Origin of the sequence: Flavobacterium lacustre (assembly GCF_027474525.2) — a bacterium.
Classification (GTDB): Bacteria; Bacteroidota; Bacteroidia; order Flavobacteriales; family Flavobacteriaceae; genus Flavobacterium; species Flavobacterium lacustre.
On record NZ_CP114882.2, the window covers coordinates 2519100 to 2545391 of the forward strand.

Genomic DNA, 26292 nt, shown 5'->3' on the forward strand with positions numbered 1-26292 from the left:
TGAGAATCAGATAAAAAGAGTTCAATTATTTGAGAATATTTATAATTTAAATCATTTTAACAATAAAGAGATATTTAATACATTTATAAAAATTTTTAAAAAACATGAGCTACTATAAAATTGACAACCTAGAACAATACTTTAAACACTATAATAAATCAGTACGCGAACCAAGAAAATTTTGGGGAAAAATAGCAGAAGAGAACTTTACTTGGTATCAATATTGGGAGAAAGTTGTTGATTTTAACATGGCTGAAGCCGAAATAAAATGGTTTACAGAAGCTAAAGTTAATATTACTAAGAACTGTATCGACAGGCATTTAGCTAAAAGAGGTGATAAAACAGCCATCATTTTTGAACCCAATGATCCAACAGAAACAGCATTACATATTTCGTATAACGAGTTGTACGAACGCGTTTCTAAAATGGCAAACGTTTTACGTGAAAAAGGCATTAAAAAAGGAGATCGTGTTTGTATTTATTTACCAATGATTCCAGAATTGGCAGTTTCAATTTTAGCTTGCGCCAGAATTGGAGCGATACATTCAGTAGTTTTTGCAGGATTTTCGGCTTCTGCAGTTTCGGCAAGAATAAATGACTCCGAATGTAAAATGGTTATTACTTCTGACGGTGGTTATAGAGGAAATAAAACTATCGATTTAAAGGGTATCATAGATGAAGCTTTAGAAAATTGTCCTTCGGTAACTTCTGTTTTGGTTGTTAAAAGAACAAATGCTGAGATTCAAATGAAATTTGGACGTGACCAATGGTTACAACCACTTTTAGATGAAGCATTGAATAATAATGTGGCCGAAATCATGGATGCGGAAGATCCTTTATTTATTCTTTATACTTCTGGATCTACCGGAAAACCTAAAGGAATGGTTCATACCACTGCAGGATATATGGTTTATACGGCTTATACTTTTAAAAATGTTTTCAATTATGAAGAAAACGACATTTTTTGGTGTACAGCAGATATTGGCTGGATTACAGGACATTCTTATACATTATATGGTCCGTTGTTGAACGGCGGAACTACTGTTATTTTTGAAGGTATACCCTCTTATCCAGATTTCAGTCGTTTTTGGGACACTATCGAAAAACATAAAGTAACCCAATTCTATACTGCGCCAACTGCTATTCGTTCTTTGGCAAAAGAAAGTTTGGACTATATTCAGAAATATCCTTTAAAATCTCTTAAAGTAATTGGCTCTGTTGGTGAACCAATTAATGAAGAAGCTTGGCACTGGTATAATGACCACGTTGGGGCAAAAAGATGCCCAGTAGTTGATACTTGGTGGCAAACAGAAACAGGTGGAATTATGATTGCTCCAATTGCTTTTATTACACCAACAAAACCTACTTATGCAACCTTACCTTTACCTGGAATCCAGCCCGTTTTGATGGATGAAAGACGTAATGAAATAGAAGATAATCAAGTTGTAGGAAGCTTGTGTATAAAGTTTCCTTGGCCAGGAATCGCCCGAACAATTTGGGGAGATCATCAACGCTACAAAGACACTTATTTTTCTGCTTTCCCAGGGAAATATTTCACAGGAGATGGTGCTTTGCGTGATGAAGTTGGATATTATAGAATTACAGGACGAATTGATGATGTGGTAATTGTTTCCGGACATAATCTGGGAACTGCGCCTATAGAAGATGCAATTAATGAGCATCCGGCGGTTGCAGAATCTGCAATTGTAGGTTTCCCTCACGATATCAAAGGAAATGCCTTGTATGGTTATGTAACTTTGAAAGAAACAGGAGAAGTTAGAAACAAAGAAAATCTGGCAAATGAGATTAATCAATATATAACGGATCACATCGGTCCGATTGCTAAACTTGACAAAATTCAATTTGTAGCCAGTTTACCAAAAACACGTTCAGGTAAGATTATGCGTAGAATTTTACGTAAGATTGCCGAAGGTGACTATTCTAACTTTGGTGATACTACTACTTTATTAAATCCTGAAGTTATTGAAGATATAAAAGAAGGAAGAGTTTAGTAAATAAAATATTTTTCATAAAAAGACTGCTTTATCTAATTTAGGTAAAGCAGTTTTTTATTTGGCCTTTGTTTAAGATAGTAGTTTTTTATAAATAATATATTGTAATTTGGTTTTGTTTAAGAATATGTTTAAAATTTCTAACTTAATTTTGGTAATTATGTAACTTATTAAAAAATAATATAACAATATTGAGAAACTATTCCTTAAATTTACTTTGATATGAAGGAAACTGAAGTGCTAATTATTGGTGGTGGTTTAGCAGGATTAACTGCTGCGATTCATTTGTCTAAAAAAGGATTTCAGGTAATTGTTATCGAGAAAAATGAATTTCCTAAACATAAGGTTTGCGGAGAATATATTTCTAATGAAGTAGTACCTTATCTGAATTGGCTGGGAATTAGTAGTAATGATTTACATCCAACACTTATTACAAAACTTCAGTTTTCGATACGTAACGGAAAAACAATTGATTGTGTTTTACCTCTTGGAGGATTTGGAATCAGTCGATATACATTGGATGAATATTTGTACCATAAAGCATTGGGTTGTGGTTGTACAATCCTTAAAGATAGTGTAGAAAGTGTTGTTTTTGATGAGAATCAATTTACGGTAACCACTTTGAATAATGTTATTTTAAAGGCTAAAATTGTACTTGGAGCTTTTGGAAAACGTTCTAATATAGACCAAAAACTCAATCGGAATTTTATTCAAAAAAAATCACCTTGGTTGGCTGTGAAAGCACATTATTCAGGTAATTTTCCAGATGATTTAGTAGGATTGCATAATTTTAAAGGTGGATATTGCGGGGTTTCAAAAGTAGAAAATGACAAGATTAATATTTGTTATTTAGCGGATTATGAAACATTCAAGCGCTATAAAAATATTGAGGAATATCAAAAAGCAGTTGTTTTTAAAAATCCAAATTTGAAATTATTATTTGAAAAATGCACCATGTTATTTGATAAGCCGATGACGATTAGCCAAATCTGTTTTGAGCAAAAAAAAGCTGTTGAAAATCATATTTTAATGATAGGAGATACGGCCGGATTAATTCATCCATTATGCGGAAACGGAATGGCAATGGCGATACATAGTGCTAAAATTGTTTCGGAATTGGTCGAATGTTTTTTTAATAATGAGATTAAATCCAGAGGCGATTTGGAAAAAAAATACATACAAGAATGGAAGTTTAATTTTGAAAAACGAATACTAGCAGGTCGTTTTTTAGCTCGACTTTTACAACATCAAAAAGTATCAGAGTTTTTACTGCAAATAGCAATTAAATTTCCTTTACTATTACCAAAAATCATAAAAAAAACGCACGGAAAACCAATAATTTTGAAAAATTAAATGGCTTTAAACACAAAACAACGAACCGATAAACCTGAAATCATGGATGATTTTTCTATGGAAGGTGAAGTTTTACGGGATGCTTTAGATAAAATAGCTAAAATAAATCAGCTGTTGGGAGGAAATCAGCTCACGTTGCGAGGGATTAAAGAGTTGATGAGAACAATTGCAACCGCCAAAGAACTTACAATTGTTGATGTTGGTTGTGGTAATGGCGACATGTTGCGCACTATTGCGGATTTTGGATTGAAAAATGATTTAGAATTCAAATTAATTGGTATCGATGCTAATGCTTTTACCATAAATCACGCTCGAAAATTATCTAAATACTATCCAAATATCACGTATTTGTGTAAAGATATTTTTGGTGAACCTTTTAGTAAAATGAAATATGATATTGTTTTGTGCACTTTGACTTTACATCATTTTAAAGAAGATGAGATTATGAAATTAATGGCGCTTTTTTATACGAATTCAACCATTGGAATTGTGATTAATGATTTGCATAGAAGTGCTGTTGCGTATCGATTGTTTCAAGCATTATGTTGGGTTTTTCGATTGAATGAGATGTCTCGTGAGGATGGTTTGACTTCAATATTAAGAGGTTTTAAAAAACAAGAATTGATTCGCTATTCAGAGAATTTGCATTTTAGCAATTATAAAATTCAATGGAAATGGGCATTTCGTTATCAATGGATTATAAGAAGAACAATTGTTTTAGATTAAATAGTATATGATTTTAATAATTCCCGGCTAATTAATTATGAGTGTAAAAATAAAAACAGTAGCCAAACAACTACCAAAATTTTCCAGAACAACCGAAGAAATAGTTCCATTTCTCGATGCTTGGCTCGAAGGTCAGGACGAACGTTTTATTCGAAAAGTAAAAAAGATTTTTGAAGGGGCAGCAGTAGATAAAAGGTATTCAATTATGGATCCAATTGAAGTTTTTACGAAAACCTCTTTTGAAGAAAGAAATGATATTTATGTGCGTGAAGTGATTGATTTGGGAGAGAAAGTGCTTGAAAAAGCATTAGAAAAAGCGAATTGGCGTCCGCAAGATTTAGATTATATAATAACAGTAAGTTGCACTGGAATTATGATTCCATCATTAGATGCATATTTGATTAACAAATTAAAATTACGCCAAGACATTATTCGGCTTCCAGTTACCGAGATGGGTTGTGCGGCAGGAATTTCAGGGATTATTTATGCTAAAAATTTCTTGAAGGCCAACCCCGGAAAACGTGCGGCTGTAATTGCTGTTGAAAGTCCTACGGCAACCTTTCAATTAGATGATTATTCGATGGCAAATATTGTCAGTGCGGCTATTTTTGGAGATGGTGCGGCTTGCGTTTTGTTGTCTTCTCATGAAGATGATGAAGGTCCCGAAATTTTAGCGGAAGAAATGTATCATTTTTATGATAACATTCATATGATGGGTTTTAAACTCACTAATTCTGGGTTACAAATGGTACTTGATATTGAAGTTCCCGAAACAATTGCCAGTCATTTTCCTGATATTATAAATCCTTTTTTAGAAAAAAATAATCAAACTATTGACACCATTGATCACTTAATTTTTCACCCTGGTGGGAAAAAAATTGTTCAAACTGTAGAAAGTTTGTTCTCGGATTTAGGCAAAAATATAAATGATACCAAAGAAGTTTTGCGTTTGTACGGAAACATGTCGAGTGCTACAGTTTTGTATGTTTTAGAGCGCATTATGGATAATCAACCTAAAAAAGGAGAATTAGGACTGATGTTGAGTTTTGGACCCGGATTTTCGGCGCAAAGAGTTTTACTGAAGTTTTAGCCCTTTAATCTTCAAATATGAGAAAAGAAGAAATTATACCGAAATTGCCGTATTCAAAACCGTTTTTGTTTGTGGACGAAATTATTCGTGTAGATGAAAATGGAGTGGAAGGAACGTTTACTTTTGATGAAAAACTAGATTTCTATGCTGGACATTTTAAAGATAATCCGATAACTCCCGGAGTGATTTTAACCGAAGTTATGGCACAAATAGGATTGGTTTGTTTTGGAATATTTTTATTGAATGATACGTTTAATACTGATACTTCAATTGCTTTAACATCAACAGAAATACATTTTTTAAAACCCGTTTATCCAAAAGAAAAAGTAACGGTAATTTCAGAAAAAATCTATTTTAGATTCGGAAAATTAAAATGTAAAGTGAGTATGAAAAATGAAAAAGAAGAAGTTGTTTGCTCCGGAATAATTGCAGGAATGATCGTATAAGATTGAAAACGAGATAATCTTAGCAGTAAAAATCAATAGATATTAAAATAAATCCAGCATAAATGAATAAACGTGTCGTAATTACTGGTCTTGGCGTTGTCGCTCCAAACGGAGTGGGGCTTACTACGTTTATTCATGCAATTAGAAATGGAATTTCTGGAATTAAACACGATTCTGAATTAGAACGATTGCAATTTTCTTGTCAAATTGCAGGGAAACCTGACGTTTCAAATGAGTTGGCATTACAATATTTTTCGGAATTAGAGTTGCGAAATTTTAATTCATCAGGAATCTTATATGGCGTCATTGCCGGAATTGATGCTTGGAAAGATGCTGGTTTAACTTTAGAAATTAAGGAAGAACCAGATTGGGACAGCGGAACAATTTTTGGAACAGGAACATCAGGAATCGAAAAATTCCGGGAAAGTATATATAAAATAGATGATTTTAAAACCCGAAGGCTTGGTAGTACTGCTGTGGCGCAGACTATGAATAGTGGAGTAAGCGCTTATTTGGGAGGTAAATTAGGTTTAGGAAACCAAGTTTCGACTAATTCTTCAGCCTGCACAACAGGAACAGAAAGTATTTTGATGGCGTATGAACGCATTAAATCTGGGCAGGCCAAACGCATTTTAGCCGGAAGTACAAGTGATTCAGGTCCTTATATTTGGGGTGGATTTGATGCGATGAAAGTGTGTACTTTTAAACATAACGAAGCGCCTGAACAAGGCTCAAGGCCAATGTCTGTTAGTGCATCGGGATTTGTTCCCGGCAGTGGAGCAGGAGCTTTAGTTTTAGAAGATTTAGAAACTGCTTTAGGGCGAGGTGCTAGAATATACGCTGAAGTTCTGGGTGGAAATATTAATTCCGGGGGACAACGCGGTTTAGGTACAATGACCGCTCCAAATCCTGCGGCGGTTCAAAAATGCATAAAAAGTGCTGTTATAAATGCGGGAATTGTGGCAGATGATATTGATGCGATAAACGGACATTTAACTGCCACATCAAAAGATAGTCTTGAAATTCAGAATTGGAGTGAAGCTCTGGGAAGAAGCGGAATTAATTTTCCGTATATTAATTCTTTGAAATCATTAGTGGGACATTGTTTATCAGGAGCGGGAAGTATTGAAAGCGTTGCTTCGGTATTGCAATTGCATCACGGATTTGTTTTTCCGAATATCAATTGCTCTGATTTGCATCCGGAAATTACAGCTTTGATTGATCAATCTAGAATTCCACAACAATTGATTGAGAAAGAATTAAATGTAATTGTAAAAGCCAGTTTTGGATTTGGAGATGTGAATGGATGTGTGGTTTTTAAGAAATTTAAAGATTGAAAAAATTAGTTCTAAATTATATAAAATAACAACAAAAATAATTTGCGAATTTGTGGCAATTATTTTAAAAATACAAAATAGAAATTTACCAAAGAACTTTAAACTAGATACAAATATGAACAAACAAGAAATTATTGAAGAATTAAAAGCTATCGTCAAACCGTATATTCAAAATCAAGAAGCTTTTGATACTCTTACAGAGGAAACTGATTTTATCAATGATTTGAAAATAAACTCTGCTAATTTAGTTGATGTTATTTTAGACATCGAGGAAAAATATAATATTGTTATCGATAATGAATCAATGGAACGAATGGTCAATGTAAAGGCTGCTATGACTATTATTGAGACTCAATTAGCTACAAAAAAGTAGTGAATCAACAGTGAAATATGATAGGAAACGACATTGTAGATTTGGCTTTAGCCCGAAAAGAAAGTGATTGGCAACGGAAAGGTTTTTTGGATAAAATATTCACAAAAAAGGAACAATTACAAATTGTAACTGCACAAAATCCAGAAACTATGGTTTGGAATTTATGGAGCAGGAAGGAAGCGGTTTATAAAATTTACAATAGGGAAACGGGAATCCGAGCATTTATTCCTCTAGAATTAGAGTGTTTTTATGAGAGTGGAACTTTAGGAACTATTTTAATCAAAGGAAAAACCTATTTTACCCAAACTAAAATAGAAAATGATTTTATTTACACCATTGCTTGTGCAGAAAAAGAGTATTTCAAGCAAATCAAAAACATTGATATAGATACTAAAATCAATAAAAGAAACGGAATTCCCTTTATTATTGATTCCAATTCAAAGATAGAAAAACCAGTTTCTATAAGTCATCACGGGAGGTTTTGGAAAGGGATAATAATAGAATAATTAAATTTTTATCCCCAATCGTGATTTCAATTTCAAAAACAATAAAGCGATTCTATAAGCATCTTCGGAAGAAGAATTTCGGTCACTTTTAGGGATTTTGTAAATAGTACTCAATTCGTCAAGTGAAAATTCTTTGTCGGTGATGTCATGCAATTTTCGGTACATGATATCAATGTCTAAAGCTTCGTTTTTTAGGCGGCCACAATTGAGCCTTTCGAGAGCTGCATTAATCATTTCTACATCAAAATCAACATGATGTCCCACAAGAACCGCATTACCGATGTATTCAATAAATAATTTTATAGCCTCAGGTTCTACTAATTTTTTCATTTTGCTTTCCACAATAAATTCATTGGAAAGGCCATTGTCATGCAAGAATTTGTACTGTAATAAAACGGTTTCAAAATTATCCCCAATGACAATACTGTTATCAATCACGGCAAAAGATCCAATGGATAGAATGATATCTTTGTCAGGATTTAAACCAGATGTTTCGGTAGATAAAACAACAAAACGATTCGATTTTTTTTCGAATTTAGCAACATAATTTTTCCAGAATTCCGGATATTCCTTATTTATATTTTTCAGCCAGTCTAACATAATTTATGAAAATTGGGTAAGTTGAAACTTATTTTTTATCAATTCTTCCAATTCTTTCATGGGAGCTAATGCATTTTTCAATTTTTCTTTATCGATTTTTGTCATTTCTTCTAAATTGATAAACTGTCCGTTGTCGTCATTTTTCAATCCTTCTATAGTTCTAAATTTTGATAATATCAAAAAAGCTTCAGCGCAGTTAAGATAAATTTCGGCATTTTTTGGGTCGGTGATTGAGAGTTGCTTAAAACGTAAATAGGTATTGTTGACACCTTTTATATTGTAATGTAAAGCAAATAAACGAGCACCGTCAATTAATGGCATTAAAGCACGGGTTTTAATATCAAATTTATTTTTGTTAGGTCCGTCTTCTTCTTCAACAATGAATTTTTTGAAAAAACTCAAAGGGGAATTTTTTCTTAAAGCATCATTGCCCAAAAAGTCAAAGAAAAGTGCATTGTTTTTTATGTTATTAAAAATAACATTTTCTATGGCTTCTTCAATTTTTGGTTCACCAAAAACAATTTCATAATCAAAGAAAATACTACTGATGTCATTACTATTTTCACCTGGAGTATTTATCCAACTATTGTATTGTTTAGTCCAATCAGTCAGAGATTTACACCAAAGCATATTGCTTCCCATATGTCCGTTTGGACACAATGGATATCCTACTTTTTCTAGTGTATCTGTTGTTCTTCGGGCTAATTTAAGGAAGTAATCTTTTACATCTCTGTATTTTTCGGGCGCTACATCTTCAAATATCAAAATACTATCCTGATCGGTTAGTAATAATTGTTCTTTTCGACCTTGACTTCCAATGCTTAACCATGCAAAACGGGCAGGAGGAGAGCCTAAATCTAAAATTGATAATTCTACCGCTCTTTTGATGACAGCAAGATTAATGTCACTGGCAATGTTAGTAACATGAGTCAACGGAATGTTCTTGTGAATCGAATTTTGAACAAGATCGGCCATTTTATCCCGAATTTGTTTTAAATCTTTTGCCGCATGCGAGCGTTTAATTTCTTTGATTAAAACTCCGGGGTTACTGGCTTGCGCAATAATTAAATCGTGTTCTGTAATAATTCCTTTTACTGCTGAATTAGTTGTTCCGTCTAGTGTTACGCACAAATGGGTTACACTATGTTTTAACATAAGCAGTTGTGCTTCGGCAAGAGATACATTTTCGGCAACTGTTACTACTGGTGCAGACATAATTTTATCAATTGTATCAGTGATAGAAAATCGGCCTGTAGCGATTTTGGTACACATATCACGGTCAGTTACGATACCGATAGGAAAGCTATTTTCGCAGATAATGACATTATTCTTGACTTCTTCAGTCATGAGTTGTGCAATATCTTTGATGATGCTTTTTTTAGTTGCCGTTAGTGGAGAATTATTGTAGGATAAAGATTGAAAATATTGAATTTCGGATTGTTGATCAGAATAGAATACATTGTCAGAAATAAGTTTTCCTCTCAGGTTTTCTTTGTCTTTTGTATTGCGGGTATTTGTTGCAAAACTTTCTAATAAAAAGTTTAATACTAACGCATTATTGGCAACAAAAGGTCTGAAAGTCGCAATTGGAATAGCATAAACAATACTTTCCTCACGCGCTTTAGCGGTCATCATGTAATTGTTTTTAGCAAAAAAAGGGCGTAACCCAAAAATATCACCTTCATGACATTTGTTCAATAAAGTTTCTTCGGCATCCGATATTACGGATAAATTGATAACGCCAGAAGCCACCACGTAAAAACTGTCATGCAAGACATCATTAATTTGGAATAAGGTTTTATGCTTTTCTAAATTAACCACACGGATACTTGTTGCAATTTCTGATAATTCCTGAAAAGTTAAATTATCAAATGGCGGATATACTTTTAAAAAGTCTGCAATATGTTCTGCAATTGTATTCATATGTTTGATAAGTAAAATAAAGGATTGCTTGTAAAATTAATAAAATAATAAATTATAATGATGTCATTAATAGAGTAAAATTATTTATTTATTAAATCTTAATTTTTTCCCAAAATAACAGGTTTTTATAGTCAGTTTAGTTCAGTTATTTTAAATTTATGTCCTAAACTAAACTATTTTAAATCATGGGATTACAAAAAAAAATACATCTGTGTATTATTGCGTTACTAATGGTAACTTTCGTGAATGCACAAGATAAGCCGGCAAGTCCTCCAGAAGTTGTCTCAGGTAAAATTAATGATGCTACAATAAGCATTAATTATGGCAGTCCGTCAGTTAAAGGCCGAAAAATATGGGGCGAATTAGTTCCGTTTAATAAAGTTTGGCGTGCAGGAGCTAATGAAGCAACAACTTTTGAGACCAACAAAGAAATTATGATTGAAGGTTCTAAATTGCCAGCTGGGAAATATTCTTTTTTTATAATTCCAAATGAAACTGAAAGTATCATTATTTTTAACAATGAAGCTAAACAATGGGGCGCTTACAAGTATAAAGATAAAAACGACCAGCTTAGAGTTACTGTAAAACAACAAATCACAAGTTCGCCTGTTGAAAAATTAACCTATACAATTACAGAAAATGGTATTGTTATAAGTTGGGATAATTGGAATATTCCAATTGCTATTAAATAAAATACAATTCGTTTTACAATTAAAGCATTACCAAAAAGAGGTAATGCTTTTTTATTTAAATAAGGTATAGTATTGGTTTTATGCATTGGCTTAAAAATTCTATTTTACATAATATAAATTATAGTGCAAATTTGTGACGTAATAATTAACAAATTTTATACTATGTCATTAAAACGAACATCACTCGAAAACTACACTTTGTTACTGGTTCAACTTGAAAAAATGCGTCATACCAAATTTACTCCTAAAAAGTTTCTTAAAAAAATTACTCCCTTTTGTAAAACTGAACATTTAAAATATAAAATTCTTCATATAAGAATTAGAGGTTCAAAATTAGGTATTTCTATTCACATAGAAAAAGAATGTTTTGTAGTTCGTCAAAATCAGTCATTACACGAATTTATCTTTTATTGTGACACTGCAAATTCATCTATAAAAACTCTGCTTTTTAAATTGTTAAAACATAAACTTTTAATTTATTAATTATGGCTACAATTAACGAATTACAATTAAAAAGAGAAAATCTACTTATACAAATAGCGTCTGTAACTTACGATTTAAGAGAATACACTAAATACCCGTGTGAAACTATTGATTTGGAAAACATCAAAAATCAATATTCTTTTATTCTTCGTGAAATTAAACAAATTGACGAAAAGATAAAATTTATACTTAAATCTCAATTGTTAACGCTTGAAACTGATTTAACAATAATCGAAAAGGAAATTATAACAAGTGAAAAGGTAAATATTTTTGCTTCTTCTCAAAAAACTGCTTTTTCATTATTCGATGAGCCTTTTATTTAATTATTTATTCGTTTGCGCTGATCTGTTTTTGTGAAGTGAAACGGAACAAAAAAAGATAAAAGCAAACGAACATTTATACATCAATTTTTTTACATCGTTCCCGTTGGGTATAACGGGAACTAACTCACTCAAACCACAAAAAATAAATGATTTCATATAAAGAACGCCACCAACTTAATAAAAGGCGAAAATCAAATAATTTAGAAACTCAGTTAGTAAATATTGACTATTTAATTATAAATCTCGATGGTACTCCTTTTAGAGAATTTCCCGAAAATTCAAATTTCACACTCAAACCATATGATTACGGTACAAAAATTTTTGAAAATAGAGCCGATTTGTATTACAACGAAATAAAAGTCGGTTTACTTACTTCCGCTCCCCGTTCTGCAATTATTGATAAAAATTTAGCCCAATTACAAATCGAAAACAATCTTTTCTACACTTTACAAAATAATGAATTAAAAAATATAATCTGGGATTTCTGTAATGAAACTAAATATAGCTTTAAATCTGTTAACCGTTTGGATATCTGCATCGATAAAAATGATGTTAATCATACTTATAGGGATTTATACCGTAACATTATCAATTCTGTATATCTTATTAGCGGTCGCCCTAAAAATATTCAATCCTATTATGAAACATATAAAGGCAAAAGTATTTTAAATGGTTTTCAAATTGGCAAACGTACCTCTGACAAAATAATCCGTTGTTATAATAAAACACTCTCTCTTCAGCTGACAGAAAAACCATATATCAATGAATACTATAAAAATAACAGCCTAAAAAATGATAATGTATGGCGTTTTGAATATCAATTAAACAGCGCTTTTTTTCGTGGTTTAAATGAAATATACAAGGATGACGAAACAAAAAGCAAGTCGATGACTTGGGGTATATTTGATAAGGCTATGTTAATAGAGTTATTAAAAATAGCTACTAAAGGTTTTTTTGAACTTCGGGAAAATACGGGAAAATCACAAATTAATAAAGAAAATGAAATTCCCCTTTTTGATTTTGATTTATTACAAAATCAAGTTTCTAACTCTGTTCCAATAGTTAAAAGATTTAAGAAAATAATACTTTCCAGTACCACAATAAAAAAGCGTTTGGCGAAATCATTATTCCGAGAATATTACTCTAATAATCAGGATATAAGCTACATATTTGCTTTAAATTTATTATTAGAGGATAAAGATATTACTACCGATTTACCCCTTTTGTCTTGGTTTAAAGGAAAATATTATTTCTATCTGCATGAGTTTAGAAATAAAGAAAAAATTATAAATGATTTCGATTCAAAACTATTTAATGAACATCAACTTTTATTTTTATAAGCTATGAAAACAGACAATACAAGCCAAAAAGTTACTAAAACACAATTAATGCACATTCTTGAAGTAAGTTATCCCACTGCCTTAAAAGAGTATCAAACTATAATAGATTCTTTGCAAATTAAGAGGGATTATTTAACTATTTCGGACTTGGTTTTGTATGGTATTTTATAAAAAAATATAAAAAAATATAAAAAACTATAAAAAAATATAAACCCCCTTTTTCAATCCTTAATAATATTTGTGTCTATAAAACAAAAATAGTATTAACAAAAAAATGAAAAAAAAATGAAAATTGGAAGTGCAACTTTGGTAACTAAATCAGCAGAATTTACAGTTACAAAAAGCATTGGGGGTTTAATTCTTGCGGTCGATGGTTTCGATTTGTCAACGTTAACAACCGAAAAAATCAGCATTTATATTGAGCGTGCGAACGGTTCAAACGTAATTTTAGCGAATAAGGTTCTTTTGAAAGATTTTATTTTAGCGTCAACTTATGGAACCTCAGGAACTCAAAGCGATGCGACTTACGAATGTATTGCAGTTTGTGAATTGGCACATTTAGGCGGTATTGCTTTGGAAGAAAAGGAAAGTATTAAAATACAGTTAGACGATTTAATCTCTACAGCTGGTAAGGTTTATGATATTTTCGGAATTGAAGAGCCTATCGCTTCAAGTGATTTGTATTTCTTTGAACAAAAAACAGTAGCCTCTGAGCAGTTCAGTAAAATCTTAGACGTGAAAGGTTTTGATTTAGCTATTATGACTACTCACGCTTCTGTACAAGATCTTTCTTACCGTTACAGTAACGGTGTTGTTGTTAAGTATTTGCCTTTTGAGTTACAGTCTTTATCTCGTGATATTGACCCAATTCAAGCTTTAAACGGAACAGCTATTTTACAAGGTCTTACTGATAGAGTTTCTCTACCATTGGAAGAGGTTGACACTATTGAGATTAATAAATCTCAGGGTACTGTTATCAACTTCGTTGTAAGAAGTATTAAAAACGTCTAAAAATGGGGTTTTTCAAATCACTTGGTACTAAATTAAAGAGAGCGATTAGTATTAAGAATTTAACAAATGTCGCTACTGGTAATTTTTCGGCTGTAGGTCAGGACTTAATTAGAGTCGCTACGACTGAAAAGACAAAAGACGCAAACGGTAAGGTAGTTATTGTACCTAATGGTTTTTCAAAAACTCCCGTTGTTCTTCCTGAGCCTGTAAAAGAATTTTTAGACGTTCAGGGTAAAGATTTTTACAAAAAAACTACCGATGCAATAGCTAAAACTGATTCTGCACAAAGTGCTACTGATTTTGTAACTACAATAGCTTTGAAAGCATTTTGGAACAAAAACAAAAATTACATTATCGGTTTAATTACTGCTATTGTATTGTTTGTAGTTGTTAAAATGTCTTTTTTCGGAAAACGTCGAAAAGGTGGAAAACGAACCTAAAAAAAGAAACTACAATCGTATTTATTTTATAGTTTTTATTATAGATACGGTTGTAATTTTTATCAAAAAACTAACTGAAATTTTGTTAAACATTAAAAATTTATTCCACTAATGGCAAATAAATATCCAAATAATTATAATTCACAAAACAAGAGTTATAATTCACAAAATAAGAATTATAACAATTCTCAAAAGCCTTATGTTAAACATTCTGGTTGTAAAACTACAACTTATGAACCAACAAAAGGAAACAACAAAGGAAACAAACAGTATTTAACTACTGGATGGCGTTTACATGAACGTGATTTGATAAGTATTAAAGCAGTTACTACTGAAAAATCAAAACTTTCTGAAAAGGGATGGTTTGGTTCTATTGCTGTAACATTTACTAATACTAAAACTGGCGAAGTAAATTTTCACTGGGGAACTATGGAAAAGAAAAGCGGTAAAGTTGTAGTAGACAAATTAGCCTTTGTAATGAACCCAAAAGCCAAAAATGGCGGTTATGCGGGTACTTATATTCAAAGCTAATAATGTTTAAGGTATTATTAAAAATCTTACCTCTTATTATACATGAGGGGTTTGATTTACTTTTCGAAATTCGAGAAGAACGAAGAAACAAAAAAGAACAGAAACTTAAAACCAAATCAAATGAATAAGTTAAAAGGTGTTATTGCTATAGTTGGTATTATTGTCAAATATGGTGCTGTTGTTACTGCAATTATCAAAGGTATTCAAGTGGTTAGCGAAGAACTTGAAAAGATAGATTTCAACGAAGAAAAACAAACAATAAAAGATTTAAAAAATGAGTAGTTTTTTAGGTAAAAGCAATCTTTCAAGAGGGTTAAGAAATAATAATCCTGGAAACTTGGTTTACACTTCATCTGCTTGGGTTGGTAAAATTCCTTATTTAACTAATACCGACCAAAACAAACATTTTGAACAGTTTACTGAGGTTAAATTTGGTATTCGTGCTATGTTAATTGATATTTTAGGCGATATCGGAAAAGGTAAAGACACAATTAAAAAATTGATTTCTGAATATGCACCACCAAACGAAAATAATACTGCTTTATACGTTCAAAAAGTTGCTAAGGCTGTTGGTTTATTACCCGACCAAAAAATTTATCAAGTTGACGTCTTATTCATGATGCAAATTGCCCGTGCGATTATTAATCATGAAAACGGTAAGGATGGTTTATTAATAACTGATTCCGATATATTAGATGCTATTGATATACTTGAAAGGGATAATATTAACGGTATTAAAATAGATTCGAAAAAAACTTTTCGATTTAATGTTATTATCGTTCCTGTACTGCTTTTTTTGTATACTGTTTTTACCGTTACAGTCTAAACAAACGAGACAAAAGATAAATTAATTAATTCAAAAAAAAATAAAAATGGAAATTTTAAAAACAAAATTTAAAGACTTTTACACAAATAATAAAATGACTGTTAACATTGCGGGCGGTGTACTTGTTATCCTTTTAGCATGGAAAATGTTTAAAAAGTAAAATGAGAACTCAATTTCGTAATTCCTTAAAACCGTCAAGTGGCGGTTTTTTGGATATAGTAGAAAGATACTGGCTTGTTCTTCTTGGTTTAATTATTGGTTATCCTATAATCATGCGTTATTTTAAAGACGCCAGTACAAAGGATATAATAAACAATCAGGAGGAGGAAACAAAAATTTTGGTTGCAAATAACAACAACCCTATTACTCAATTACAAGAGTTAAATAAAATTACTTCAAATCCTTTTTATCATAATGTAGCTCGAAATTTGGCTGTAGATTTAGGTACAAATATTTTAACTAAAGAGAAAACCTTTTGGGATTTTGCATGGTTAAACCCTAAAGGATGGACTGAAAACGACGCTAAAATATACGCACAATTAAAGATTTTGACTAATGCTGGTCAGGTTAAAACAGTTACACAATGTTATTACGTCTTAACGAGGCGTAATTTAATGGATGACGTAAAAGAGTACTTAGACTCCTCAGAATTAAATAAATTACCACTATTTAAATAAAAAAATATGGACTTTCCACTTACTAACAATTATATACAATACTTAACAAAAAAAGGAATTGTAAAAACTAAATCTGTAACTTTTACAAAAAATTATTACGATACACTTTTCGAAGTGTCGGGTATAAATGAAGAGTTTTTTATACTTTCAGTTTTTGAAAATAACGTAAAAAAATCAGGTATAGGATTTCAAAATCTCGATAATCCCGATATGTTAGGATTTATTAATTCAAATTTTTTCGATATTAATTTAATCCCAGATAACAGTTTTTTTCCTGCAGAACAAATAGTTATTTTAACTTACAATCAGGAATATATAAGAACTGCAACAGAATATGTTAATGCTTTACATCCTGACCACGTTTATTTATTACAATTTTGTGAAAAAAATTATCCCGCAAAAACGTTTTATATTAAACCTTTTTATCATGGTTTAGATTACTTACATCAAATTAACAATCCTAATAATAATCTTTTGTATTTTGCTAAAGTAGTTGGTATTGTTACTTCTTTTGTTTCTGTTTTAGATAATATTGGGTTATCAAATCAGGAATCCTCTTTATCAATGTTTTATCATTCTGCTGGTGGAAGTGTTGCTTCTTCTACTCCTTTTTTGTTTAATAAATTGGTTTTTTCTACTGGTTCAAATTTTGCTGGTATTGCTACTCCTACTCCGCTATCAACTTACGCACAAGTAATGGGCTATGTTGCAATTTTTGACGAACCTGTTTTTGTTCTTTAATGGCTAATACTACCCCTACTCCTTATATGTGTTGGGTATTTCATAAGGATAAAACTCGCCACCCTATACAATACCCTTTTATGAAGTCAATATACTATCTTCATAAATTATTAGAACGGGAGGGTTACGATTACCATTATATAAATATTTATAATAGGAAAACACAAAAGTATATTTCTCGTCAATATTTTGACAAGTATATTATAGATAAACCTTTGTATTAAGTTACAAGGGTTTTTTTTTAGGTTTATTATTAATTCTCTGTAGGGATTATTTATTAGCGAGATTTAAATTTTGGCACTATATTTGAAAAATAATTATCAACTTTAACCTACTAAAAAAAAATAAAAATTATGAAAAAAATTACATTGTTATTTCTGTTGTTTACTGCTTTTTCTTATTCTCAGACTACTGAGCAAGAATATAATTATTTAACAAAAGGTTATAAAGAAACTGTTTCTAAAGGTTTAGATTTAAAACAAGGCTATGAATTGCAAGATTTTTATAAATATTCAGAAACACTTTATACCTTTGATTTTAAATTATTTGTTAATCAAAAGACAAAAAAAAATTCTGCTATTTTGGTTATAGCTAATTCAAAAATGTGGAATAATTATTATTATTTATGTATTCCTATTGGTAACCCTGATTTATATCAACGTTATCAAAAGGATTTAACTCCATGGGATTCAATGATATTACAGTCTTATTCAACTGCTCTTTCTCAAATTTTATCTATTTCATTACAACCGTAAAAATCAATAAATGAACCCCAATAAAACGGGGTTTTTTTATTTCCAAATATTTACCTTAAAATTGTTTATAAACTTGTTAACAACTTGTTTGACGTTCTATGCCTCTTATTATAAATTATAGTTCAAATAAGAATAAGCATAAAAAAATGCTAACTAAAAGATATCGGTGTTTTTTATCTTGTATTGCTTACCAAATCGTTTAGATTAGCATCTTAAATATTTACATTTGCAAAAAAATATAAAAGATTCCTTTTTCATGACAAAAGCAAAATACATCAAATTAATTTTCATTTTAGGTTCATTGACAGCACTTGGGCCATTTTCGATAGACATGTATTTGCCCGGTTTTGAAGGTATTGCTAACGATTTGAATACTACTGTCGCTAAGGTTTCGATGACTCTATCTAGTTATTTTATTGGAATTTCTGCAGGACAATTATTATATGGGCCATTATTAGACCGTTTTGGAAGAAAGAAACCTTTATTTGTAGGTATTTTGGTTTATATTCTTGCTTCTTTAGGTTGCTCTTTTGTAACTAATATTGATACTTTTATAGGATTACGTTTTATACAGGCAGTTGGTAGTTGCGCTGCTGCAGTAGCTTCTGTGGCAATGGTTCGAGATTTATTTCCTGTAAAAGATATTCCCAAAGTATTTTCTTTATTGATGTTGGTTGTAGGGCTTTCGCCAATGTTAGCGCCTACAATTGGAGGTTATGTTACGGCTTATTATGGTTGGCATGTAGTATTTTTAATTTTGATGGGTTTAGGAATTATTATACTTATTGGTGCAATGATTGAACTTCCTAATACCTATGTTCCTGATACTTCAATTTCATTAAAACCAAAACTAATTATTACCAATTTTATAAGTATCCTGAGAGAGCCTCAATTTTATACTTATGCCTTTACCGGAGCAGTTGCTTTCTCTGGCTTGTTTACTTATGTGGCGTCTTCTCCTATTTTGTTTATGACTATTTTTAAAGTAGATCCTAAAACGTATGGTTGGATTTTTGCATTTATGTCTTTGAGTTTTATATCTGCCAGTCAATTGAATTCCTTTTTGTTAAGAAGATTCAAAAGTGAACAAATGATTTTTGGAGCGTTAATAACTCAAACAATATTGAGTATTATTTTTCTTGTGGCGGCTTTAAATAATTGGCTGGGTTTGTATGAAACTATAGCTTTGTTATTTTTGTTTTTAGCTTGTTTAGGAATTTCAAATCCTAATACGGCTGGTCTCACCCTTGCTCCTTTTACCAGAAATGCAGGAAGTGCTTCTGCTTTAATGGGAGCCATTCAGTTGGGATTAGGAGCATTAGCCTCTTTTGTGGTAGGTATTTTCGTTATAGATTCAGTGGTTCCAATGGTTGTAATTATGTGTATTACAACAATCACAGCTTTTGTGATTTTGAATATTGGAAAACGAAATATTAAAAAAACTATCATTAGTTCATCGGATCAGGAAGTAACGATAGTTCATTAATTTTTACTTTTTATCAGGTCTGATAATCATTCGTAAAGATTGGTCTTTTGCAAAATAAGCAGTCATCCAATTGTAAAAAGTCAATATTCGATTTCGATAGGTTATTAATGAAATTAAGTGAACAAATAACCAAATTATCCAAGCAAAAAATCCTTTGAAATGTAATTTAGGACTTGGTAAATCTACAACAGCTTTATTTTTTCCAATGATCGCCATAGCTCCTTTGTCCTTGTATACAAAAGGAATTAACGGTTTATTCTGATTCATTGATTTGAAATTTTTAGCTAAATTCAATCCTTGTTGAATGGCTACTTGAGCCACTTGCGGATGACCTCCAGGAAAATTTTTATCCGTAAGCTGGATGCAGGTATCTCCTATTGCATAAATGTTTTGGGTGCCATTAACTTTATTAAAAGCATCTGTAGCCAAACGTTTTCCACGGCCATAACTTTCTGTTGGAATTCCTTCAAATTCTCTTGCCGAAACGCCCGCTGCCCAAATTAAATTTTTGGTTTGAATCGTTTCTCCATTCGAGAAAAATACAGTATCATCTACATAATCAGTTACCCGACTGTTTAATTTTACAACAACACCAAGTTTGGTCACTGCCTCCAAGGTATCTTCTTGCGATTCCTTACTCATAGGCGATAATAAGGCATCACCACCATCGACTAAATAAATATTACTGGCCGTGGTCCCAAGTTCAGGATATTCTTTAAGGAAAATGTTTTTTCTCATCTCAGCAAACATTCCCGAAAGCTCTACTCCTGTTGGTCCGCCACCTGCAACTACGATGGTTAATAATTTTCGTCGTTTACGAATATCTTTACAAATTGCAGCTTTTTCTAAATTTTTCAGTATGGTATTTCGCATTTCAATGGCATCATTGAGCGTTTTCATCGGAATTGCATTTTTCTTCACATTTTCCATTCCAAAATAACTTGTTTCGGCTCCGGTTGCAAAGACTAAATAATCGTATGTTAATTCTCCGTTGTTGAGAATAATTTTATTTTCGGTGGGGATTACTTTTTGAAGTTCTCCCAAACGAAATTGCAGATTCTTTTTTCCGGCAAAAAATTTTCGAAAAGGATAGCTGATACTGGAAGGTTCTAAAAAAGCCGTAGCAACCTGATATATGAGTGGTGGAAAGAAATTATAGTTATTTTTATCAACAAGCGTTACATGAATTCCTTCCTCATTCAGGAGTTCTTTCGCCAAATTCAATCCAGCAAACCCACCGCCAACTATTACAATCTCCATATTTTTCTAATTTTTGTTGTATAAAAAAAAGCATCCTATAAATATAAGTTATTTACAGCATGCTTTTGAATGTACAACTATTAAAAAAAGATTAAAATATTAGTTCCTTTTTAATTTTTTAACGGGTTTTTCTGCAGGTTCATTTTTGGCTTGAAGCAAATGGTTGGCCAATAATTTCTCTATCAATTCGTCTTTGGTCAAATGATGAAAAATCGTTTTTATTTTAGTTTTTAATGCTGAATCAACCTCGTGATTGGGTTTGGTTTTAAAGATTTGTTTGGCCCACAAAAGCGTATTGTTTTCTTCGATACTTGCAACTGTTGGCTTATTAAATTCAATAAATTTGATTCCTAATTCTTTTTCGAAACCGGCAATTTCCATTACCTCTTCGGGTTGCAAAATCGTTAATGAAAGCCCCTTTGCTCCTGCTCTTGCAGTTCTTCCGCTGCGGTGTACATAAACTTCATACACATCCGGCAAATGATAATTTACCACATATGATATTTCTTTTACATCAATTCCTCTTGCGGCTAAATCTGTTGCGACTAATATATTGATGTGTCCTTCACGAAATTGCTCCATAATTCTGTCACGAATTCCTTGAGATAAACTACCGTGCAAAGCACCTGATGAAAATCGATTAATGGCTAAATTTTTAGCCAGTTTATTCACTGCAGCTTTAGTTTTACAAAAAATGATTCCGCGTTCTCCTTCTTTCGAATTCAAAAAATGCATCAAAACATCAAGTTTTTCTATCGGATTTACGACTATATATTGGTGATCAATTCCTTGATTTCCCACAGTTTCCATATTGGCACTTACCTGAACTACATTTTTATTTAAGTAATTCTGAACCAGTTGTTTTATTGTTCCTGGCAAAGTCGCCGAAAACAAAAATGTTCTGTGATCTTTAGGTATTTCGGCAATAATCTCATCTAAACCTTCTTTTAAAATCGTCACCATTTCATCGGCTTCGTCTAGAACAAGAAATTTAGTTTCTTTTAAAGAAATTGCTTTACGTTGAATCAAATCAATTAATCTTCCCGGAGTAGCAACTACAATATGTGTTGGCAATGTTAAGCGCTCTATTTGAGGTTTTATTGGGATACCTCCACAAGTGGCTGCGATAGAAACTTCGGGCAGGTATTTTGCAAAATCTTCTAAATTTCTAAAAATTTGTTGTCCTAATTCACGAGTCGGAACCAGAATTACAGCTTGAATTGTTGCTAAATTCGGGTCTATTAATTGTAAAAGAGGCAATCCAAAAGCGGCTGTTTTTCCAGTTCCAGTTTTGGCAAGTCCAACTAAATCAGTTGTGTTTGATAAAAATAGCGGAATTGTTTTTTGCTGAATTTCTGTAGGTACTACAATTCCTAATTCGGTAATCGCTTTTAGTATTGGTGCTGAAATTCCTAAATCAGAGAATTGTTTTGACATTATTTTGGATTTATAATTTTTTTAAAAGTGCTTTTGATCGTTTAGTTTTTACCGTGAAACAGGTATCAATCTGGTTCGTTCATGATTTTTTCACGGTATTTTTTACCGGTCAACAAAATCAATTTTAATTTGTAATCATCAACAAGCCATTCGCGGTAATTTTTGCTGCATTGGCTCAAACATTTAGAATATCGTTTGATACGACAATCAATATCGTCTTCTAACTCTTTTCCTAATGCCTTTGCTTCCTGTAAAGTTTCAGAATTGTCCACACACATTGCGGCATGTTGTTCTAATGATTTTTCTAAAACTACTTTTGAACGTAAATTTTGTTTAATAATTAATTTATGCTCTTCATCGACATCAAAAGTAACGACTTCAGTTTTACTGAATTTAGCCCGTAATTCCGGAGGCATCGTATATTTAAAATACAGTTCAATTTCGTTATCATCACGTAAATTCTCTAAATAAAATTCAGGCGATTTAAAGATATGTTGCCAGTTTACCGGCTCACTCCATAAACCAAAACGCGCGGCATTGTTTCCTAAATCAATAACTGTAAACTCATCTTTATTAGGCAATTTTCTGGAACCACGACCAATCATCTGGAAATATAAAGTCAATGATTTTGTGGCTCTGTTTAGGATTATTGTCTCAACTGTAGGTTCATCAAAACCAGTTGTAAGGATACCAACTGAGGTTAAAATTGCATCCGGAGTTTTTTTGAACCAATGCAAAATATCTTTTCGTTCCTCGTTATTGCTGGTGTTGTCAAGATGTCTTATCGGATATCCCGCTTCTCTAAAAGTTTCATAAACATATAGTGAAGTATTGATTCCGTTGTTGAAAATTAAGGTTTTCTTTCCCAAAGATTTTTCGGTGTAGGCATGCAACAATTTTTCTTGCATGGCCATATTCGTGTATAAATCATCGGATGATTTTACGGTATAATCACCATTAATCCCTACTTTCAATGATGTTAAACCAACATCATAACTATAAGTAACGGCTTTCGCCAAAAAACCTTTCTCAATCAAAGAACCAATAGTATCTCCTACAATTAATTCGTCATAACTTTCATGCATTGGTAATTTAATATTAGAACTCAACGGCGTGGCAGTTACTCCTAATATGAAAGCATTTTTGAAAGAACTTAATAATTTACGGAAGGAATTATAGTGGGCCTCATCGATGATTACTAAACCTACATTATCTAAATGCAGTTTTTCGTCATTGATACGGTTTTTTAAAGTTTCGACCATGGCAACAAAACAGGAATATTCGTTTTGATCCGGAAGTTCTTTTACTTTACTGTTTATGATTTTATTTTTTACGTCAAAACCTTTCAACATTTTTGAAGTTTGTTTACACAGCTCTATTCTGTGGGTCAAAACAACTACTTTTTTATCGTGTTGGGATAAATAACGACGAACAATTTCTGAAAACACCACTGTTTTACCACCACCTGTAGGCAATTGATACAATAAATGATGTTGCGCCGGAGCATTGTCAATTCGTTCAAAGATGGCATCTATATCTCCTTTTTGGTAGGCATAAAGCTCTTTTTTGTCTTCTATTTCTATTTCTAAAGTATTTTGGGACATTGATTTTTGTTGGATTTTTGCAAAAATACACCTAAAAAACAGTTTTTTTGTTAATTTTAATTAAAAAGAAATAGGACTCGTTAATTAAAATTGGTTATTAAAAACTTTTTCTATTCCAATCGCTCGATAACAGCATTAAATTCAGGTTCGTTAAACCATTTTTGTACAATAGTTTCGTTGTGAATGGAATGAATTCGGGATTTAAATTCATTCAAAATTCCATTGGATATCAAAAAAACGACAGCTTGATCAAATGAATTGAACATGCTTTTATAAAAAAGCTCTTGTTTTACAGGATGTTCCGCTGAAAATGTTTGGGCAATTTCGATATTGTAAAGCATTATATCTGCAATGATAAAAGAATCAACTCCTAAAAGAATAAAATGCTTAATGTATTTTTGGGCAACAGAACGCCTCATTTTTGGTTTGCTTCTCCTCCCCGATTTTTTTATCGGATAATATTCATGTGAGATTTTAAGTTTAGATTCCTGCAAAAGCGTTTCTTCTTTTGGATTAAAAACAAAATTATAGTACACTTTTACCGGACTAAACTTTTCATACAATTCCAAAATTTGCTCTTCGAGTTGCTCTTTATTGAGTTCGGTCAGGTATTTTTTTAAATCACGTTTGCTCATTATCAAAGTTTAAGATTACAAAAGTAAATTACTTTAGGAATCAATACACCGAAAATCAATGATAATACTTAATTTTGCTTACTATCTATATCCAAATTTTATTTTCATGCTTAAGATTTTCAAAATTATCGCTATTCTCGAAGGAATTTCCTATTTGGTTTTATTTTCAAACATGCTTTTTATTAAACCTAATCATTTTGATTTGTATAAAACATTGCTTTATCCAATTGGGATGTCACATGGCGTTTTATTCGTGGCTTACATTGTTTTGGCTGTATTACTAAAATTCAAAGAAAATTGGGATGCAAAAAAACTGGGAATTATTGGTGTAGCTTCGGTAATCCCTTTTGGTACTTTTTATATTGAAAAGAAATACTTAAAAAATGCGTAAAATAATAGAAATTATATTCAATTTTCTATATCCAATTCTCCGAAAATGGGGATTGGGAAGCACTTTTGCCTCTTATTTAAGTTTAGCTATAAATCTATTAATACTGTGTGTTTTAGCATACGGAATCTATGTTTTATCTCGGCTTATTCTGGTTACGGCTATGGCTATTGTAGCTCAAAAAACCAAAACAAGATTCGATGATTTATTGGTCAGTAACAAAACAGCCAAATACATCGCCTATCTAATTCCATTGTCATTCATTTATAAATCGGTACCGGTTATTTTAGACCGATTTGAATATTGGGAAGGCGTTTTTGGAAAAATGGTTGGTATTTATATCGTCATGTTACTTCTATGGATTGTTCGAACCATTTTTAATGCATTAAGAGATTATCTCAAATTAATACCTTCTTACAGTGATAAACCAATAGATAGTTTCATCCAGGTAATTATGATTGTCTTGTGGGCCGTTGGAATTACTGTGATTATTTCAAAATTATTTGATATCGACCAAAAGGAATTATTGACTATTTTGGGAGCAGTTTCGGCTTTGATTATCTTAATTTTCAGGGATACTTTGTTGGGATTTGTGGCTAGTGTTCAGGTTTCTATAAACGATATGGTTCGTATTGGCGATTGGATTACGATGGATAAATTTGGTGCCGATGGAGATGTGATAGAAATTAATTTGGCTACCGTAAAAGTTCGAAATTTTGATAATACCACCACTACAATCCCTACGTATAGTCTGAGTTCCGATTCTTTTCATAACTGGCGCGGTATGCTGAATTCGGATGGACGACGAATAAAAAGACATATTCTTATCAAAACAGGCAGCATCCGATTTCTTGAAGATTCAGAATTAGAAGATTTGAAAAAAATTGAACTTATAAGTGCTTATATCGATACCCGAAAACTAGAAATTGATGACTATAATTCAACTAATAAGATAGATAAATCACTGGCTATTAATGGTCGGAATTTAACCAACTTTGGTTTGTTTCGTAAATATATCACACAATATCTTCAGAATTATCCGGGATTAAACCGGGAGATGGTTATGCTTTGTCGCCAATTGCAGTCAACTTCACAAGGCACTCCGCTTGAGATTTATGCTTTTTCGCACGACAAACGTTTTGAAAATTATGAATACATCATGGCCGATATATTTGATCATATTATAGCTTCGGTTCGTTATTTTGATTTAGAAATATATGAACTGCCTTCAGAGAAAGATTCTCTTGGTTCAGAAATACAATAATAAACAAAAAATATTCAGAATTTCGTTTCAGTT

The 26292-nt window shown here is 31.7% G+C and carries 29 protein-coding genes; 23 read left to right on the top strand and 6 right to left on the bottom strand.

Going from position 1 to position 26292, the window contains the following annotated elements; genetic code table 11:
• Positions 1-104: 104 nt before the first annotated feature.
• From acs to O6P34_RS10955, 8 genes are all read left to right on the top strand, one after another.
• Positions 105-2012, top strand: a complete 1908-nt coding sequence (gene acs / locus O6P34_RS10920; protein ID WP_269684538.1) for an acetate--CoA ligase — start codon at positions 105-107, stop codon at positions 2010-2012.
• Between the two features lie 222 nt (positions 2013-2234).
• The gene (locus O6P34_RS10925) at positions 2235-3365 is read left to right on the top strand and encodes an NAD(P)/FAD-dependent oxidoreductase (RefSeq protein ID WP_269684539.1); all 1131 of its coding nucleotides are present in this window, start codon (positions 2235-2237) and stop codon (positions 3363-3365) included.
• A complete protein-coding gene (locus O6P34_RS10930) occupies positions 3366-4091 on the top strand; it encodes a methyltransferase domain-containing protein (protein WP_269684540.1) in 726 nt (241 codons plus the stop codon).
• A 37-nt stretch (positions 4092-4128) separates the two neighbouring features.
• Positions 4129-5181 carry a type III polyketide synthase gene (locus O6P34_RS10935; protein ID WP_269684541.1) on the top strand — a complete coding sequence of 351 codons (1053 nt, stop codon included), beginning with the start codon at positions 4129-4131 and terminating at the stop codon, positions 5179-5181.
• A gap of 17 nt (positions 5182-5198) precedes the next feature.
• Positions 5199-5627 carry a 3-hydroxyacyl-ACP dehydratase FabZ family protein gene (locus O6P34_RS10940; RefSeq protein ID WP_269684542.1) on the top strand — a complete coding sequence of 143 codons (429 nt, stop codon included), beginning with the start codon at positions 5199-5201 and terminating at the stop codon, positions 5625-5627.
• A gap of 62 nt (positions 5628-5689) precedes the next feature.
• Entirely contained in the window at positions 5690-6964 is a 1275-nt protein-coding gene (locus O6P34_RS10945; RefSeq protein ID WP_269684543.1) for a beta-ketoacyl-[acyl-carrier-protein] synthase family protein, read from the top strand.
• Between the two features lie 115 nt (positions 6965-7079).
• On the top strand, positions 7080-7337 hold the full coding sequence (locus O6P34_RS10950) for an acyl carrier protein (protein WP_269684544.1): 258 nt from the start codon (positions 7080-7082) through the stop codon (positions 7335-7337).
• A 17-nt stretch (positions 7338-7354) separates the two neighbouring features.
• Positions 7355-7843, top strand: a complete 489-nt coding sequence (locus tag O6P34_RS10955) for a 4'-phosphopantetheinyl transferase family protein (RefSeq protein ID WP_269684545.1) — start codon at positions 7355-7357, stop codon at positions 7841-7843.
• Here O6P34_RS10955 and O6P34_RS10960 read toward each other — a convergent pair whose 3' ends face one another.
• Both O6P34_RS10960 and O6P34_RS10965 read right to left on the bottom strand, forming a co-directional pair.
• Positions 7844-8443 carry a 3'-5' exonuclease gene (locus O6P34_RS10960; RefSeq protein WP_269684546.1) on the bottom strand — a complete coding sequence of 200 codons (600 nt, stop codon included), beginning with the start codon at positions 8441-8443 and terminating at the stop codon, positions 7844-7846.
• A gap of 3 nt (positions 8444-8446) precedes the next feature.
• Positions 8447-10366: a DUF294 nucleotidyltransferase-like domain-containing protein gene (locus O6P34_RS10965; RefSeq protein WP_269684547.1), complete on the bottom strand. Its 1920-nt coding sequence runs from the start codon at positions 10364-10366 to the stop codon at positions 8447-8449.
• Between the two features lie 185 nt (positions 10367-10551).
• On the opposite strand from O6P34_RS10965, the gene O6P34_RS10970 reads away from it, so the two are divergent.
• The 13 genes from O6P34_RS10970 (at position 10552) to O6P34_RS11030 (ending at position 19671) form a co-directional block, all read left to right on the top strand.
• A complete protein-coding gene (locus O6P34_RS10970; protein ID WP_269684548.1) occupies positions 10552-11058 on the top strand; it encodes a DUF2911 domain-containing protein in 507 nt (168 codons plus the stop codon).
• Positions 11059-11543: 485 nt separating this feature from the next.
• Positions 11544-11864, top strand: a complete 321-nt coding sequence (locus O6P34_RS10975) for a hypothetical protein (protein ID WP_269684549.1) — start codon at positions 11544-11546, stop codon at positions 11862-11864.
• 146 nt (positions 11865-12010) lie between these two features.
• On the top strand, positions 12011-13204 hold the full coding sequence (locus tag O6P34_RS10980) for a hypothetical protein (RefSeq protein WP_269684550.1): 1194 nt from the start codon (positions 12011-12013) through the stop codon (positions 13202-13204).
• 3 nt (positions 13205-13207) lie between these two features.
• Complete coding sequence (locus tag O6P34_RS10985; RefSeq protein ID WP_269684551.1) at positions 13208-13375, top strand: hypothetical protein; 168 nt, start codon at positions 13208-13210, stop codon at positions 13373-13375.
• Between the two features lie 114 nt (positions 13376-13489).
• Positions 13490-14215 (top strand): hypothetical protein, encoded by a 726-nt coding sequence (locus O6P34_RS10990; protein WP_269684552.1) that lies wholly within the window; start codon positions 13490-13492, stop codon positions 14213-14215.
• Between the two features lie 2 nt (positions 14216-14217).
• Positions 14218-14655, top strand: coding sequence for a hypothetical protein (locus tag O6P34_RS10995; protein ID WP_269684553.1), 438 nt, complete (start codon positions 14218-14220; stop codon positions 14653-14655).
• 111 nt (positions 14656-14766) lie between these two features.
• Entirely contained in the window at positions 14767-15186 is a 420-nt protein-coding gene (locus O6P34_RS11000; protein WP_269684554.1) for a hypothetical protein, read from the top strand.
• Positions 15187-15306: 120 nt separating this feature from the next.
• The gene (locus tag O6P34_RS11005) at positions 15307-15468 is read left to right on the top strand and encodes a hypothetical protein (RefSeq protein WP_269684555.1); all 162 of its coding nucleotides are present in this window, start codon (positions 15307-15309) and stop codon (positions 15466-15468) included.
• The gene (locus tag O6P34_RS11010) at positions 15461-16012 is read left to right on the top strand and encodes a hypothetical protein (RefSeq protein ID WP_269684556.1); all 552 of its coding nucleotides are present in this window, start codon (positions 15461-15463) and stop codon (positions 16010-16012) included. The genes O6P34_RS11005 and O6P34_RS11010 overlap by 8 nt, the downstream gene beginning before the upstream one ends.
• A 161-nt stretch (positions 16013-16173) precedes the next feature.
• Positions 16174-16689, top strand: coding sequence for a hypothetical protein (locus O6P34_RS11015; RefSeq protein ID WP_269684557.1), 516 nt, complete (start codon positions 16174-16176; stop codon positions 16687-16689).
• Between the two features lie 6 nt (positions 16690-16695).
• On the top strand, positions 16696-17430 hold the full coding sequence (locus O6P34_RS11020) for a hypothetical protein (protein WP_269684558.1): 735 nt from the start codon (positions 16696-16698) through the stop codon (positions 17428-17430).
• A 353-nt stretch (positions 17431-17783) separates the two neighbouring features.
• Positions 17784-18185 carry a hypothetical protein gene (locus O6P34_RS11025; protein WP_269684559.1) on the top strand — a complete coding sequence of 134 codons (402 nt, stop codon included), beginning with the start codon at positions 17784-17786 and terminating at the stop codon, positions 18183-18185.
• 256 nt (positions 18186-18441) lie between these two features.
• Positions 18442-19671 (top strand): multidrug effflux MFS transporter, encoded by a 1230-nt coding sequence (locus O6P34_RS11030; RefSeq protein WP_269684560.1) that lies wholly within the window; start codon positions 18442-18444, stop codon positions 19669-19671.
• A gap of 3 nt (positions 19672-19674) precedes the next feature.
• Here the strand turns inward: O6P34_RS11030 and O6P34_RS11035 are convergent, their stop codons facing one another.
• The 4 genes from O6P34_RS11035 to O6P34_RS11050 form a co-directional block, all read right to left on the bottom strand.
• Positions 19675-20931, bottom strand: coding sequence for an NAD(P)/FAD-dependent oxidoreductase (locus tag O6P34_RS11035; protein ID WP_269684561.1), 1257 nt, complete (start codon positions 20929-20931; stop codon positions 19675-19677).
• A gap of 99 nt (positions 20932-21030) precedes the next feature.
• Entirely contained in the window at positions 21031-22368 is a 1338-nt protein-coding gene (locus O6P34_RS11040; RefSeq protein WP_269684562.1) for a DEAD/DEAH box helicase, read from the bottom strand.
• 65 nt (positions 22369-22433) lie between these two features.
• The gene (locus tag O6P34_RS11045; protein ID WP_269684563.1) at positions 22434-23972 is read right to left on the bottom strand and encodes a DEAD/DEAH box helicase; all 1539 of its coding nucleotides are present in this window, start codon (positions 23970-23972) and stop codon (positions 22434-22436) included.
• Positions 23973-24082: 110 nt separating this feature from the next.
• A complete protein-coding gene (locus O6P34_RS11050) occupies positions 24083-24607 on the bottom strand; it encodes a DUF6155 family protein (protein WP_269684564.1) in 525 nt (174 codons plus the stop codon).
• Positions 24608-24713: 106 nt separating this feature from the next.
• Here O6P34_RS11050 and O6P34_RS11055 point away from each other — a divergent pair, with 106 nt between their 5' ends.
• Together O6P34_RS11055 and O6P34_RS11060 are read left to right on the top strand one after the other, a co-directional pair.
• Positions 24714-24998 (top strand): DUF3817 domain-containing protein, encoded by a 285-nt coding sequence (locus O6P34_RS11055; RefSeq protein ID WP_269684565.1) that lies wholly within the window; start codon positions 24714-24716, stop codon positions 24996-24998.
• Positions 24991-26259 carry a mechanosensitive ion channel family protein gene (locus O6P34_RS11060; RefSeq protein ID WP_269684566.1) on the top strand — a complete coding sequence of 423 codons (1269 nt, stop codon included), beginning with the start codon at positions 24991-24993 and terminating at the stop codon, positions 26257-26259. The genes O6P34_RS11055 and O6P34_RS11060 overlap by 8 nt, the downstream gene beginning before the upstream one ends.
• Positions 26260-26292 lie beyond the last annotated feature (33 nt).

Excerpts from the sequence above, each read along its gene's own strand:
- O6P34_RS11035 (WP_269684561.1), bottom strand. The coding sequence starts at position 20,931 with ATGGAGATTGTAATAGTTGGCGGTGGGTTTGCTGGATTGAATTTGGCG.
- O6P34_RS10975 (WP_269684549.1), top strand. The coding sequence starts at position 11,544 with ATGGCTACAATTAACGAATTACAATTAAAAAGAGAAAATCTACTTATA.
- O6P34_RS10985 (WP_269684551.1), top strand. The coding sequence starts at position 13,208 with ATGAAAACAGACAATACAAGCCAAAAAGTTACTAAAACACAATTAATG.
- O6P34_RS10950 (WP_269684544.1), top strand. The coding sequence starts at position 7,080 with ATGAACAAACAAGAAATTATTGAAGAATTAAAAGCTATCGTCAAACCG.
- O6P34_RS10980 (WP_269684550.1), top strand. The coding sequence starts at position 12,011 with ATGATTTCATATAAAGAACGCCACCAACTTAATAAAAGGCGAAAATCA.
- O6P34_RS11010 (WP_269684556.1), top strand. The coding sequence starts at position 15,461 with ATGAGTAGTTTTTTAGGTAAAAGCAATCTTTCAAGAGGGTTAAGAAAT.
- O6P34_RS10945 (WP_269684543.1), top strand. The coding sequence starts at position 5,690 with ATGAATAAACGTGTCGTAATTACTGGTCTTGGCGTTGTCGCTCCAAAC.
- O6P34_RS11040 (WP_269684562.1), bottom strand. The coding sequence starts at position 22,368 with ATGTCAAAACAATTCTCTGATTTAGGAATTTCAGCACCAATACTAAAA.
- O6P34_RS11050 (WP_269684564.1), bottom strand. The coding sequence starts at position 24,607 with ATGAGCAAACGTGATTTAAAAAAATACCTGACCGAACTCAATAAAGAG.
- O6P34_RS10960 (WP_269684546.1), bottom strand. The coding sequence starts at position 8,443 with ATGTTAGACTGGCTGAAAAATATAAATAAGGAATATCCGGAATTCTGG.
- O6P34_RS10930 (WP_269684540.1), top strand. The coding sequence starts at position 3,366 with ATGGCTTTAAACACAAAACAACGAACCGATAAACCTGAAATCATGGAT.
- O6P34_RS10935 (WP_269684541.1), top strand. The coding sequence starts at position 4,129 with ATGAGTGTAAAAATAAAAACAGTAGCCAAACAACTACCAAAATTTTCC.
- O6P34_RS10940 (WP_269684542.1), top strand. The coding sequence starts at position 5,199 with ATGAGAAAAGAAGAAATTATACCGAAATTGCCGTATTCAAAACCGTTT.
- O6P34_RS11020 (WP_269684558.1), top strand. The coding sequence starts at position 16,696 with ATGGACTTTCCACTTACTAACAATTATATACAATACTTAACAAAAAAA.
- O6P34_RS11025 (WP_269684559.1), top strand. The coding sequence starts at position 17,784 with ATGAAAAAAATTACATTGTTATTTCTGTTGTTTACTGCTTTTTCTTAT.
- O6P34_RS11055 (WP_269684565.1), top strand. The coding sequence starts at position 24,714 with ATGCTTAAGATTTTCAAAATTATCGCTATTCTCGAAGGAATTTCCTAT.
- acs (WP_269684538.1), top strand. The coding sequence starts at position 105 with ATGAGCTACTATAAAATTGACAACCTAGAACAATACTTTAAACACTAT.
- O6P34_RS10990 (WP_269684552.1), top strand. The coding sequence starts at position 13,490 with ATGAAAATTGGAAGTGCAACTTTGGTAACTAAATCAGCAGAATTTACA.
- O6P34_RS10970 (WP_269684548.1), top strand. The coding sequence starts at position 10,552 with ATGGGATTACAAAAAAAAATACATCTGTGTATTATTGCGTTACTAATG.
- O6P34_RS10995 (WP_269684553.1), top strand. The coding sequence starts at position 14,218 with ATGGGGTTTTTCAAATCACTTGGTACTAAATTAAAGAGAGCGATTAGT.
- O6P34_RS10965 (WP_269684547.1), bottom strand. The coding sequence starts at position 10,366 with ATGAATACAATTGCAGAACATATTGCAGACTTTTTAAAAGTATATCCG.
- O6P34_RS10925 (WP_269684539.1), top strand. The coding sequence starts at position 2,235 with ATGAAGGAAACTGAAGTGCTAATTATTGGTGGTGGTTTAGCAGGATTA.
- O6P34_RS10955 (WP_269684545.1), top strand. The coding sequence starts at position 7,355 with ATGATAGGAAACGACATTGTAGATTTGGCTTTAGCCCGAAAAGAAAGT.
- O6P34_RS11000 (WP_269684554.1), top strand. The coding sequence starts at position 14,767 with ATGGCAAATAAATATCCAAATAATTATAATTCACAAAACAAGAGTTAT.
- O6P34_RS11045 (WP_269684563.1), bottom strand. The coding sequence starts at position 23,972 with ATGTCCCAAAATACTTTAGAAATAGAAATAGAAGACAAAAAAGAGCTT.
- O6P34_RS11015 (WP_269684557.1), top strand. The coding sequence starts at position 16,174 with ATGAGAACTCAATTTCGTAATTCCTTAAAACCGTCAAGTGGCGGTTTT.
- O6P34_RS11030 (WP_269684560.1), top strand. The coding sequence starts at position 18,442 with ATGACAAAAGCAAAATACATCAAATTAATTTTCATTTTAGGTTCATTG.
- O6P34_RS11005 (WP_269684555.1), top strand. The coding sequence starts at position 15,307 with ATGAATAAGTTAAAAGGTGTTATTGCTATAGTTGGTATTATTGTCAAA.
- O6P34_RS11060 (WP_269684566.1), top strand. The coding sequence starts at position 24,991 with ATGCGTAAAATAATAGAAATTATATTCAATTTTCTATATCCAATTCTC.